The sequence below is a fragment of the Allomuricauda sp. d1 genome (genome assembly GCF_039592695.1).
Classification (GTDB): Bacteria; Bacteroidota; Bacteroidia; order Flavobacteriales; family Flavobacteriaceae; genus Flagellimonas_A.
The window spans coordinates 478,468-491,288 of the sequence record NZ_JBBUTK010000003.1; the positions used below are offsets into that span (position 1 = coordinate 478,468).

General features: G+C 44.5%; 12 protein-coding genes. 11 read left to right on the forward strand and 1 reads right to left on the reverse strand.

What is annotated here, in order from left to right; genetic code table 11:
• Nucleotide 1: 1 nt before the first annotated feature.
• Complete coding sequence (locus tag AAAH86_RS13900) at nt 2-874, reverse strand: aldo/keto reductase (protein ID WP_343488253.1); 873 nt, start codon at nt 872-874, stop codon at nt 2-4.
• Nucleotides 875-1,032: 158 nt separating this feature from the next.
• Here AAAH86_RS13900 and AAAH86_RS13905 point away from each other — a divergent pair, with 158 nt between their 5' ends.
• The 11 genes from AAAH86_RS13905 (at nt 1,033) to AAAH86_RS13955 (ending at nt 12,802) form a co-directional block, all read left to right on the forward strand.
• Nucleotides 1,033-2,034, forward strand: a complete 1,002-nt coding sequence (locus AAAH86_RS13905) for a MoxR family ATPase (RefSeq protein WP_343488254.1) — start codon at nt 1,033-1,035, stop codon at nt 2,032-2,034.
• 102 nt (nt 2,035-2,136) lie between these two features.
• Nucleotides 2,137-3,003: a DUF58 domain-containing protein gene (locus tag AAAH86_RS13910; protein WP_343488255.1), complete on the forward strand. Its 867-nt coding sequence runs from the start codon at nt 2,137-2,139 to the stop codon at nt 3,001-3,003.
• Nucleotides 3,004-4,677 carry a hypothetical protein gene (locus AAAH86_RS13915; RefSeq protein WP_343488256.1) on the forward strand — a complete coding sequence of 558 codons (1,674 nt, stop codon included), beginning with the start codon at nt 3,004-3,006 and terminating at the stop codon, nt 4,675-4,677.
• 1 nt (nt 4,678) lies between these two features.
• Nucleotides 4,679-5,677 carry a VWA domain-containing protein gene (locus tag AAAH86_RS13920; RefSeq protein WP_343488257.1) on the forward strand — a complete coding sequence of 333 codons (999 nt, stop codon included), beginning with the start codon at nt 4,679-4,681 and terminating at the stop codon, nt 5,675-5,677.
• Nucleotides 5,678-5,682: 5 nt separating this feature from the next.
• Entirely contained in the window at nt 5,683-6,729 is a 1,047-nt protein-coding gene (locus AAAH86_RS13925; protein WP_343488371.1) for a VWA domain-containing protein, read from the forward strand.
• Entirely contained in the window at nt 6,722-7,603 is an 882-nt protein-coding gene (locus AAAH86_RS13930) for a tetratricopeptide repeat protein (protein WP_343488258.1), read from the forward strand. The genes AAAH86_RS13925 and AAAH86_RS13930 overlap by 8 nt, the downstream gene beginning before the upstream one ends.
• The gene (locus AAAH86_RS13935) at nt 7,603-9,384 is read left to right on the forward strand and encodes a BatD family protein (protein WP_343488259.1); all 1,782 of its coding nucleotides are present in this window, start codon (nt 7,603-7,605) and stop codon (nt 9,382-9,384) included. The genes AAAH86_RS13930 and AAAH86_RS13935 overlap by 1 nt, the downstream gene beginning before the upstream one ends.
• A complete protein-coding gene (locus AAAH86_RS13940; protein ID WP_343488260.1) occupies nt 9,381-10,148 on the forward strand; it encodes a tetratricopeptide repeat protein in 768 nt (255 codons plus the stop codon). The genes AAAH86_RS13935 and AAAH86_RS13940 overlap by 4 nt, the downstream gene beginning before the upstream one ends.
• Nucleotides 10,149-10,308: 160 nt before the next feature.
• Nucleotides 10,309-10,503 (forward strand): hypothetical protein, encoded by a 195-nt coding sequence (locus AAAH86_RS13945; protein WP_343488261.1) that lies wholly within the window; start codon nt 10,309-10,311, stop codon nt 10,501-10,503.
• 78 nt (nt 10,504-10,581) lie between these two features.
• A complete protein-coding gene (locus AAAH86_RS13950) occupies nt 10,582-12,165 on the forward strand; it encodes a SulP family inorganic anion transporter (RefSeq protein WP_343488262.1) in 1,584 nt (527 codons plus the stop codon).
• A gap of 10 nt (nt 12,166-12,175) precedes the next feature.
• The gene (locus AAAH86_RS13955; RefSeq protein WP_343488263.1) at nt 12,176-12,802 is read left to right on the forward strand and encodes a carbonic anhydrase family protein; all 627 of its coding nucleotides are present in this window, start codon (nt 12,176-12,178) and stop codon (nt 12,800-12,802) included.
• The last annotated feature ends 19 nt before the right edge of the window (nt 12,803-12,821 follow it).

The window sequence follows — 12,821 nt, forward strand, 5'->3', positions numbered from 1 at the left end:
TTTAAGGAACCCTTCGGCCATTACTGGCCTCCAATAAAATGAACCAGTCTTCCAATTCCAAATCCATCTTTGTGGCCTCCATGGCAGCGGTCAACCGTCTTTCGTTCGTGGTGCCCACTACAGGATAGACTCTAGCCGGATGTTTCATCACAAATGCCAACAATAATTGGCTCTCATCGGCATCGTACTTCTCACTCAATTGGGCCATGGCTTTAGCAATGTCGCTGGTGCGTTCATTTTTTTCATTGAAGTACCCTCCTAAAGGGCTCCATGCCATGGCCATTCTACCATGTGCCATGCAATCATCAAAAGTGCCGTCGTACATGGGTTCACCATGGGTCAGTGAAAATTCAACCTGATTGCCTGAAACCGGCACATCAGTTTCTAGCAATGCAATTTGCGAAGGAGTAAAGTTGGAAACCCCGAATTCTTTGATTTTTCCATCTCTTTTCAAAATCTCCACAGCTTCAGCGATTTCATTGGGCTGCATCAATGGGCTTGGCCTGTGGAGCAGGAACAAATCAACAAAATCAGTTTGTAGTTTACGTAATGATTCTTCGGCCGACCAGATAATGTATTCTTTATCGTATTGATAGTGTTTTACTTGATTGCTTCGACCTCGTGTCATTTGAAGGCCACATTTGGTAATCAGTTGAATTTTGGTTCTATCAATCCCGCTATCTGCAAAAGCATTTCCGAAGAGCGTCTCGTTTTCATAATCTCCGTAAATGTCGGCATGGTCAAAAGTGGTGATATCATGGTCAACACAGTGGTGCATCAAGGCGCCCATTTCCTTTTTTGAGAGTTTCTTGCCCCAACTGCCCCAAGTCATGGTTCCAGCGATGATTTCCGAATATATTTGAGTGTGTTCCATAGGCAGCCGAAAGTATAAATTTAATCCCTTAAAACCTTCACAAAACTGGGGTTTACACGGTTTTTTTAACCAATAATTAACAGCACGATCCTAAATAAATTTTCATTTTGCGTGCGAATTAAATTGCTCATATAAATCAAGTTACGAAAGAGTTCCCTATGGATGAAAATACTACGATGGATATTGGTGCGGTGAATGAGAAAATAGCGGAGGAAAGTGCTTTTATTGATTTGCTGACACTTGAAATCAACAAGGCCATTGTCGGCCAAAAACACATGGTCGAACGCTTGCTAATCGGTTTACTGGGCCAAGGCCACATTCTGCTCGAAGGGGTGCCTGGCCTAGCTAAAACACTGGCCATCAACACCCTGTCGAAAGCTGTCAAGGCCAGCTTCAGCAGAATTCAGTTTACACCCGATTTGCTTCCTGCGGATGTCATCGGAACCTTGATCTACAACATCAAGGAAAATGATTTTTCCATCAAAAAGGGCCCCATCTTCGCCAACTTCGTGTTGGCTGATGAAATCAACAGGGCTCCCGCCAAAGTACAATCGGCACTGTTGGAGGCCATGCAGGAGCGTCAAGTGACCATCGGTGATGAGACCTTCAAATTGGCCCCGCCGTTCTTGGTCATGGCAACACAAAACCCCGTGGAACAAGAAGGCACGTATCCCCTGCCTGAAGCGCAGGTAGACCGCTTTATGCTGAAAACGGTCATCGACTATCCAAAACTCACCGAAGAGCAATTGATCATCAGGCAGAACCTGAACGGCGGCACAGAGCCCATTAAGCCCGTGGTCACCACTAAACAAATTCTAAACGCCCAAGAAGCGGTCAAAAAAGTATATATGGACGAGAAAATCGAAAAGTATATTCTCGACCTGGTTTTTGCGACCCGTTATCCCGACAAATACAACCTCAACAACCTTGCCCCCTTAATCAGCTTTGGAGCTTCGCCCAGGGGAAGCATCAACTTGGCGAACGCCTCAAAATGCTATGCGTTTATCAAACGAAGGGGGTATGTCGTGCCTGAAGATGTTCGTGCCGTGGTCCATGATGTGCTGCGACACCGAATCGGCATCACCTACGAGGCAGAGGCAGAAAACGTGACCACCGAAGAAATTATCAACCGAATCGTCAACGAGGTAGAGGTACCATAGTTAGTTGTGTCAGTAAATCAGTAAACAGTGGGCAGTTCACCTTCAAACGAACGGTTGCAACTTTTACTGATTGCTTCAAACTAATTGCTGTTTACTATAAACATGGATACAAAAGAACTGCTAAAGAAGGTTCGCAAGATCGAGATCAAGACCCGGCGTCTTTCCGATCATATTTTTGGGGGTGAATACCATTCTACCTTCAAAGGTCGCGGTATGACCTTTAGTGAAGTCCGGCAGTACCAATTTGGCGACGATGTACGCAGCATTGACTGGAATGTCACCGCACGCTACAACGAACCTTTTGTCAAGGTTTTTGAAGAAGAACGCGAATTGACCATGATGTTGATGGTCGATGTGAGTGGTTCAGAGCTCTTCGGAACGACCAACCAGTTCAAAAAAGAGGTCATTACCGAGATTTCGGCAACCTTGGCCTTTTCGGCCATGCAGAACAACGATAAGGTAGGGCTGATCCTGTTTTCAGATGAAGTAGAGCTTTTTATCCCTCCAAAAAAAGGAAAAAGCCACGTGCTACGTATTATCAGGGAGTTGTTGGAGTTTACCCCCAACAGCACACAGACCAACATCGGCGAGGCATTGAAATTTTTGACCAACGTAATGAAAAAGAAGGCCATCGTCTTTGTGCTTTCTGATTTTATCGCCGATGGTTATGACAATACGCTCCGTATCGTGGGCAACAAACACGATGTCACGGGCATTCGAGTGTACGATGAGATGGAAGAGGACATTCCGAATTTGGGTATGGTACAAATGCGGGATGCCGAAACAGGGCAATTGCAATTGGTCAATACCAGCGCCAAGAGTGTGCGTCGCTCATACTGGCAGTACCACCAAGAGCGGGTCGATTATTTTTCGAATGCCTTTACAAAATCTGGCAGCGGTACGATTCACTGTCGGGTCGATGAAAGCTATGTCAAAAAGTTGTTGGGCTATTTTAAGCAAAGAGGATAAATGAAGTGCGAAGTGCGAAATACGAAGTGCGAAAAAACTAAAAGTCAGAATTCTTGGTTCTTGGTTCTTGGTTCTTGGTTCTTGCTATTTTTCGGAGTTTCTATAGCAAATGCTCAAAATAAAAGTACAATTGAGGCACAGATCGACACGGCTTCCATTAAAATCGGGGAACAGATCCAATATAAAATAACGGTCGAGACCGATTCAACCAATGTAGTTTACTTTCCTGAAGACCAGACCTTCTCGCCTTTGGAAATGGTCGAGGCATTGACCATCGATACCACCAAAAACAAAGACCGCATGACCTTACAGCGTATTTATGCGCTGACGCAGTTTGACAGCGGTTCGTACACCATTCCACCGCAACGGGTGGCCATTAACGAAGCACCTTTTTTGACCGATTCATTCAGAATCCAGGTCGCAGACGTGGCCGTTGACACCACAAAACAGAAGCTGTACGACATCAAACCTTTGATGGAGGTCGAAAAAAGCAATGCCAAATTATGGATGACGATTCTTTTTGTACTACTTGCCCTTTTGGTCATCGGTGCTTTGGTGTATTGGTTCTTTTTGAGGAAAAAACCGCTGACCGAAGAAGAAAAAGTTGCATTGCTTCCAGCCTTCGACAGGGCAATGCTGCAGCTCAAGGAGCTTGAAAATTCAAGGTATCTCATTCAAGACGAATACAAAAAATACTATTCTGAACTTACGGATATCGTCCGTTCCTATTTGGAGGAAGATGTACATGTCTCCGCATTGGAAAGTACGACCGACCAATTGATCACCAAATTGGAGTTGCTGAAGGATGCAGGAGAATTGGAACTGGAAGATGAGACCATCACCCAATTCAAAAAAGTATTGCGAACCGCCGATTTGGTCAAGTTTGCGAAATCAAAACCCGCCACATCCGTAGCCGAGCAAGACAGGGCCGCGGTAGAGCAAATCGTTCGAAAGACCAAAGAGGCTCTGCCCGAGCCCACCGAAGAGGAGTTGCTACTCAATGAAAAATACTTGGAGGAAATGGCCAAAAAGAAACAGCGTAAGCGCATTTACATCGCTGCTGCGGTATTGGCCGGACTGATTTTCTTCGGTGGTGCATTTTCAATGGCCTATTTCGGGGTCAAAGATGTAAAGGATACCGTTTTTGGCTATCCCACAAAAGAATTGCTTGAGGGCGAATGGGTCGCCAGCTCGTATGGCTTTCCGCCCATCGATATTGAAACCCCCAAAGTGTTGTTGCGCCAGAAAGCCGAACTGCCCAAAGCACTCGATACGTTGGTGGCCAGTCACCACGTTTTTGCCCATGGCAGCTATGTTGGCCTGTTTTCAGTGGCCGTCAGCTCATCTACCTTCAAAGAACAGGTAGATCCCAATTTTGAGGCGGCCGTTGGATCGATGATGGCAACGCTTGAAGCCAATGGGCTCAGAAATATCATCCCCAAACAAGAGGAGTTTTTTACCAAATCAGGGGTACAGGGGCTCAAAACTTATGGTTCTGGGCAAATGCAGACCCCCGAGGGCAAAAATTCCAAAAAGTTGAAATACTCCATTCTCACTTTTGGGGGCAAAGGTTTTATGCAGCAGGTCATCATGACTTGGGAAGACGGCGATAACTACGCCGAACAGATCGTGCAACGAATTTCGGCCTCGGTCGATGTCAAAACACAGGTGTAGCATGTTAGAAAACGTAGAATTTGCCAATCCGCAGTTTTTCTGGTTGCTATTGTTGCTTCCCCTGGCCATCGTATGGTATATTTTTAAGCGAAAGCAAGAGACGGCCTCATTGCGCATTTCAAGCGTAAAGGCTTTTAAAGCCTCCCATTTTCTGTCCAAACTGAAACCGTTGCTGTTGGCATTGCGGTTGTTGGCGCTGGCCTTTATCATCACCGCTTTGGCACGACCGCAGACCGAAGATATTTCCACCCGCACCAAAACCACTAAAGGTATTGATATTGTCATGGCCATTGATGTCTCGTCAAGTATGCTGGCCCGCGATCTAAAACCGAATAGGCTAGCCGCATTGAAAGATGTGGCCGCCGACTTTATTAAAAAACGGCCCAATGATCGCATTGGGTTGGTCGCCTATGCTGGGGAGAGCTATACCAAAACGCCCATCACCACCGACAAGTCCATCATTTTGGGAGCGTTGCGTGAAATCACCTACGGGCAGTTGGAAGACGGTACTGCCATCGGCATGGGCCTCGCCACATCGGTCAACCGCCTGAAAGAGAGCAAGGCCATCAGCAAGGTCATTATCTTGCTCACCGACGGGGTCAACAACTCAGGTTTTATCGAGCCACAGACCGCAGCAGACCTGGCAGTAGAATTTGGCATCAAGACCTATACCATTGGTTTGGGCACCAATGGCAATGCGCTGACCCCTATTGCATACAATCGTGATGGTTCGTTTCGGTACGGCATGCGACAGGTTGAAATTGACGAAGCACTTTTAAAAGATATTGCCAAGGTTACGGGCGGTACCTATTTCAGGGCAACTGACAATGAAAAACTCGAAGAAATCTATGATGAAATCAATAAGCTCGAAAAGACAGAGATAGAAGAGTTCAAGTACTATCGGTATGAAGAAAAATTCCGCCCATGGATTTTTTTGGCAGGGGCTTTGCTATTGTTTGAATGGGCACTGAGGGCCACGTTATTTAAAAGTTTTATCTGATGGATTTGGTACAATTTGATGAAAAACTGTATTTCTACCTGCTGGGCATCATACCCGTGGTGATACTGCTTTTTTTGATGTTGCAGGTCTGGAAACGTAGCAAGCAACGGCAATTTGCCTCACAGCGGTTGTTGAAACGATTGGCCCCCGACAAATCGGCCTTTAAGGGAACATTGAAACTCATCATTTTTCTTTTGGGAATCTCTTTTTTGGTTTTGGGGCTGGTGAATCCGAAAATCGGAACAAAGCTGGAGACCGTCAAACGTGAAGGGGTCGATATCGTTTTTGCTGTAGATGTTTCTAAAAGTATGCTGGCAGAAGACATCGCGCCAAACCGATTGGAAAAAGCCAAACGCTTGGTCTCTGAAATCATCAATCAATTGGCCAGTGACAGAATTGGCATCATTGCTTACGCAGGTCAGGCGTATCCGCAATTGCCCATAACAACTGACTATGGTGCGGCCAAAATGTTCTTGCAGGCCATGAATACCGATATGCTTTCGTCACAGGGCACCGCCATCAATTCGGCCATTGATTTGGCGACCACATTTTACAATGATGAAGAGCAGACCAATAGGGTGCTTTTTATCATTTCTGATGGGGAAGACCATTCAGGCGGCACAAGCCTTCAGGCTGTAGAAAATGCCCTAGAAAACGGGATTCGGGTTTTCACGATCGGTGTGGGGAAAACCAAAGGGTCACCCATCCCCATCAAAAGAAATGGCGTTGTTGAAAGCTTGAAAAAAGACGCACAGGGTGAAGTGGTGATCTCTAGATTGAACGAACCGGTTTTGGCAGAATTGGCCGACATTGGCAACGGATTGTACATTAACGGCTCAAACACTGAAGAAGCGGTAGAAATCATAAAGGAACAGCTGAACCAAATGGATAAAAAAGAGTTTGAGGCCAAGCAATTTGCTGAATACAAAGACCAGTTTCAGTGGTTTCTGGGCATCGGGCTTTTCTTTTTATTTTTAGACATTTTCTTGTTGGATAAGAAGACGGCATGGTTGAAAAAGTTGAATCTTTTTAATGAAAATGACGATGAATAAGATAGGATGGATTGTCTGCTTTTTTCTTCCCTATCTCGTATGGGCGCAAGAAGAAGACGGGGCACAAATCAAACAGGCGCAAAAAGCACTCACTGAATCAAAAAACCTGACCTGGGAGGCCAACAAGGAACTTACCGAGAACGATTTTGTGGCCGCAGAGGGCGATTACCGCCGGGCCATATCAAAAAGCGACGAGAACGTTGCCGCCCCCTACAATTTGGGCAGGGCCTACTACAACCGTGAAAATTATGGCGAAGCCTTTGGAAGGTTCAAACAGGCTGGAGAGAAATCAGATGCCAAACCTGAAAAACACAAGGCATTTCACAATATGGGCAATGTGTACATGAAGACCAAAGAGTATGAAAAGGCCGTTGAGGCCTATAAACAGGCACTCAGAAACAACCCAAACGACGAAGAGACCCGTTATAATCTGGCACTCGCCAAAGAAATGCTGAAGAAACAGCAAGACCAGCAGCAGAACGACCAGAACCAAGACAACAAAGACCAGCAAAACGAAGACCAAAAAGACCAACAACAGAACCAAGACCAGAACAACGAAGGCGAAAACGACAAAAAAGACGACGGCGAGCAGAAAGACGACCAAAACAAAGATGAGGGCGACCAAGGTGACCAAGGTCAGAACAAGCCTGAAGAAAATAAGGAAGGTGATGGGGAACAAAAGAAAGAACAAGAACAAAAACCCAACGATGGCAACGAACCTGATCGTGAAAAAATGCCCCGGCCCAACCAGCTTTCAAAGCAGCAAATAGAAAATCTGTTGGAGGCCATGCAAAACGAAGAGAAAAAAGTACAGCAAAAAATCGATGCCAAAAAAGTCAAGGGCAAGAAAATCAGAAACGAAAAAGACTGGTAATGTTGCACGCCTGGCGAACATATTTGTTGTTGCTTCCACTGTTTTTTATGACGGCTTCCATCGTTGCGCAAGATGATGAAATTACCTTCGGGGCCAAGTTGAGCAAAGATAGGCTCGGTGTCAACGAACGTCTTCGGGTCGAATTCACCATGAACAAAGACGGTGACAATTTCAATCCCCCAAATTTTGAAGGTTTTAAGGTGGTCATGGGGCCTTCACAATCCATCAGTTCGTCATGGATCAATGGCAAACGATCCTTTTCAAAATCGTATTCCTATATTCTGGTGCCCACTGCCCAAGGCAGCTTCAAAATTGGCCAAGCTACCATCGAAATCGATGGAAAGACCTATAAAACATTGCCCCAGAGCGTAACGGTTACAACTGCTGTTGACAACCCCAATGCGCCAAGAACCGCCGATGATGTGGCCGACGAAAATCTGCACCTTGTGGCAGAGGTGTCAAAGGTAAGTCCGTATTTGAACGAAGCGGTCACCGTGGTCTATAAACTGTATGTGAGCCCCTCAATAAGCGTGACGAATTATCGGCCTTTGGACAATCCGAAATACAACAATTTTTGGAGCCAAGACATCCCCGTGACCAAGTACAACACACAGAATAGTACGTATCAGGGCAAACCTTATCGCAGCGTAATTTTGAAACGTGTGGTGTTGTATCCTCAGAAATCAGGGAAATTGGCCATCGAGCCCCTTTCATTGGAAATTTTTGTGGATGTGCCCACGAACCGCAGGGATTTTTTCGGGGGAAGAATTTACAAACAGGCCAGCAAAACGGTCTCTGCCGGAAGAAGGACGCTGAACGTGAAACCATTGCCCGTAGATGGAAAGCCTGCAAATTTCAGTGGTGCCGTTGGTGATTTCGATTTTAAGGTATCGACCAGCAAAACCTCGCTCAATGCTTCCGAATCATTACAAGCCACCGTTGAGGTAGCCGGAAAGGGAAATCTAAAACTGTTTCAACTTCCCGAGCCTGAACTGCCCAGTGCATTGGAGGTCTATGAGCCTGAATTTGAGGAAAAAGTGCGCACAACACTTTCAGGAATGGAGGGAAAAGTGGCGAACAACTACACCATCGTACCTGCTTTTCGGGGCAAGTACCCGATACCGGGCATTTCGTTCAGCTATTTCAATCCGAAGACCGGAAAATACAATACGCTGAATTCCGGTGAAATTACCATCAATGTGAAGGAAGGCCCGACAGACAATGCCACTTCATCCACAGGTACAGTTACCAATAATTCAAAATTTGTGGTGCCTACCACCGAGCAATTTCATTTTCTCAAGCTCAAGCCCAATCTCACCACAATCAGCAATAATTATTTCTTTGGGTCCAGACGTTTTTATCTTTCGCTATTATTGCCCTTGGCATTGATTCCTCTGGTCATTCTACTTTTCAAGAGAAGAAAGGAACGAGAACAAGATGTAGAAGGCAATAAAGTGAGAAGGGCGAACAGGCTGGCCAGAAAATATCTTTCAACGGCCAAAAAAGAATTGGGCCACAAAGAAAACTTTTATGTTGCCTTGGAACGGGCATTGCACAACTATTTAAAGGCCAAGTTAAAAATTGAGACCTCTGAGTTCAGCAAAGAGAAAATCGCATCATTGCTCAAAGAACGAAAAGTGGATGATGATACCATCAATGGTTTCATTGAACTGCTGAAAAATTGTGAAATGGCGAGGTACAGTCCGTTTTCTAATGTACAGATGCAAAATGACTATGACAAAGCGAGCGATATCATAAACCGAATTGACAAACAGGTATGAGTAAGAAGCGCATATCCATAGTATTGGTCGTCGTATTTGCCCCGATACTTCTTTTTGCACAGAACGAGGTGCTTTTCAGCAAGGCCACTGATGCCTATAACGAGGGAAAGTATGTTGAGGCCATTGAGAGCTATCAAAAGATATTGCGAAACGGCGAGCATTCGGCTGCATTGTACTTCAATTTGGGCAATGCCCACTATAAATTGAACCAAATAGGACCGAGCATCTACTACTATGAAAAAGCACTGTTGCTCGACCCAAATGACGCTGAAATCAAGAACAATCTGGGTTTTGCCAAAAATATGCGGCTGGATGCCATTGAGCAAATGCCGAAAACCGTGATGCAGAAATTGTACGACAACACCGCGGCGGTATTGTCTTTTGATGGTTGGGCAACAACGGCCATCGTCTTTGTCATTTTATTCGTTGCACTATATCTGGCCTATTATCTCTTTCGCTACTCAAACTACAAACGTATTGCTTTCATTTCAAGCATGACTGGCTTGGCGCTGGCGATTGTCGCCTTGACTTTTGCCTACTTACAGTTTCAAAAGTTTAAAAATGACAACCCGGCCATTATCTTTTCAAAAGAGGTCAGGGTCTTAGCCGAACCCAACAAGAGAAGCCAAGAAGTGTTCACGCTTCATGAAGGCACCAAGGTCAACATTCAAGATACGCTCGAAGACTGGCAAAAAATCAAGATTGCCGATGGCCAAACGGGTTGGCTTACTTCAGAAAACCTTAAGCAGTTGAAGGATTTTTAAAAAGATTTAACACCCTTTGCAAGCATTACTGTTATTTTTGTTAAAAATTGAGTTGTTGAGGGCACTTACTTTTCATATTGTCATTGTGTTATTAACCTGCTCGGTCTTGGCACCCTCGTTTGTTTCGTTGTTTGATTCAAATGTTGAAACGGCATGGGTGATGGATTCAAGCGACGAAGAAAAGAACAAGAAAGAAGCTGAACCTGATACAGAAAAAAAAGAACTCTTTATAGAAAATGCTTTGGGCACACGAACTGTCTTTTATTCCAGCGAATTTCCCATTCACAACTTTTATCTTTTCAAGAATTCTGAAAGTAATGTAGCCCTATTGCTACGACCGCCCGAAACAATTTGAATTGCCTTTTGCTCTTAATCTTTTTTCCAACCGCTTTGATAAAGGTCACACGACCAAGAAAAGTTAAACTTTAGTATTATGTTCAAACATTTAAAAAAAGACTTACCTGCAAGTATAGTCGTATTTTTTGTTGCAATTCCATTATGTTTGGGAATTGCCCTTGCCAGTGGTGCACCATTATTTTCCGGACTGATTGCCGGAATTGTCGGTGGAATCGTTGTCGGCGCATTGAGTGGTTCCGAGATTGGCGTCAGTGGCCCAGCGGCAGGTTTGGCTGCCATAGTACTCGCGGCTATTTCTACACTCGGTGGCTTTGAAAACTTTTTAGTCGCCGTAGTACTTGGTGGAGCAATCCAAATTTTATTCGGCGTACTTAGGGCCGGTATCATCGGATATTATTTTCCATCATCGGTCATCAAGGGCATGTTGACGGGTATCGGTATCATCATCATCTTAAAGCAGATTCCACATTTTTTTGGTTACGATGCCGACCCTGAAGGTGATTTTGCCTTTTTTCAAGTGGATGGTGAAAATACGTTTTCTGAAATTATCAACGCCGTGAACTTTATCAGTCCAGGGGCAACGGTAATCGCACTAATTGCACTTGGTATTTTGATTCTTTGGGAAAAGGTTTTGAAGAAAAAAGCTAAGATTTTTGAATTGGTACAAGGTCCTTTGGTAGCGGTAGTCGTCGGTATCATTTTTTATTTGGTTACCAAAGGCAGCGATACCATTGGCATATCACCCGAACATTTGGTGAGCGTTCCCGTCCCGGAAGATGCCGCTTCTTTCTTTGGACAGTTCAGCAGCCCCAATTTTGCTGTGATTGGTAAACCACAAATATGGGTGACGGCCTTTACCATTGCCTTGGTGGCCAGTTTGGAAACCTTGCTATGTGTTGAGGCTACAGACAAATTAGATCCTGAAAAAAGGGTGACTCCTACCAATAGGGAGTTGTTGGCACAAGGTGCCGGAAACATGATTTCAGGATTTATTGGAGGCCTGCCCATTACCCAGGTCATTGTGAGAAGTTCAGCCAACATCCAATCTGGGGGGAAAACCAAAGCATCTGCGATCATACATGGTTTTTTCCTTTTGATATCCGTGATTTTAATTCCAACAGTGTTAAACATGATTCCGCTTTCTGTTTTGGCTGCAATTTTGTTCTTGGTAGGTTACAAATTGGCGAAACCAGCACTATTTAAAACAATGTTCAATTTGGGTTGGAAGCAATTCGTACCTTTTATGGTAACCGTGGTCGGTATCATTTTCACTGATTTATTGATTGGTATTGGTCTGGGGCTTGCAGTGGGTATTGTGGTCATATTGATCAAGAGCTATCAAAACTCTCATTTCCTTCATATTGAAGAGAATCACGTAGGTGATAAAGACCTGATCAAGATGACGCTCGCCGAAGAAGTCACCTTTTTTAACAAAGGGGCCATTTTAAAAGAATTGGACAGTATTCCTGAAGGTTCTTTTTTAGAGTTGGATGTAAGAAAAACACGCTATCTAGATAACGACATCATTGAGATTTTAGAAGATTTCTCAACCAAAGCAAAAAATAGAAATATCAACATTAAATTGGTTTCTGATAGGGGTACAGTTGAAAATCCTGAGAGTTATATTGAATTTTTCAAACTAAGACCTAAAACCGCATAAAAAATATAAAATGATAACACAGACGAAAGAAACGCAGGCCGCCCTTGATTCACAAGGTGCCATTGTTTTGTTGAAAGAAGGCAATGCACGGTTTGTCGAAAAGAAAATGGAAAACCGCGATTTGTTACAGCAGGTTCGCCAGACCGCAACAGGGCAATATCCTTTTGCTACCATTTTGAGCTGTATCGATTCCCGGGTATCTGCTGAACTGGTTTTTGACCAAGGTGTCGGCGATATTTTCAGTGCCCGAGTTGCTGGCAATATTGTCAACGAAGATATTCTCGGAAGTATGGAATTTGCCTGTAAATTGGCAGGCACAAAGGTTATCGTTGTATTGGGGCATACCGCCTGCGGTGCGGTCAAGGGCGCTTGTGACGATGCCAAATTGGGTAATCTCACCATTCTTTTGCACAAAATAAAGGCGGCAGTAAGAGCTGTCACCCAACCCCAAGACGAAGGCCAAAGAAATTCAAAGAACTTAGAATTCGTCAACGAAGTGGCCAAGAAAAATGTTCAATTGACCATTGATGACATTCGAAGCTTGAGTCCTGTTCTAAAAGAAATGGAAGACAATGGAGAAATCGCCATCGTAGGTGCCATGTACGACATTTCAGATGGTAGGGTGCATTTTATGTAGTCATTCGAAGTAAGATTTG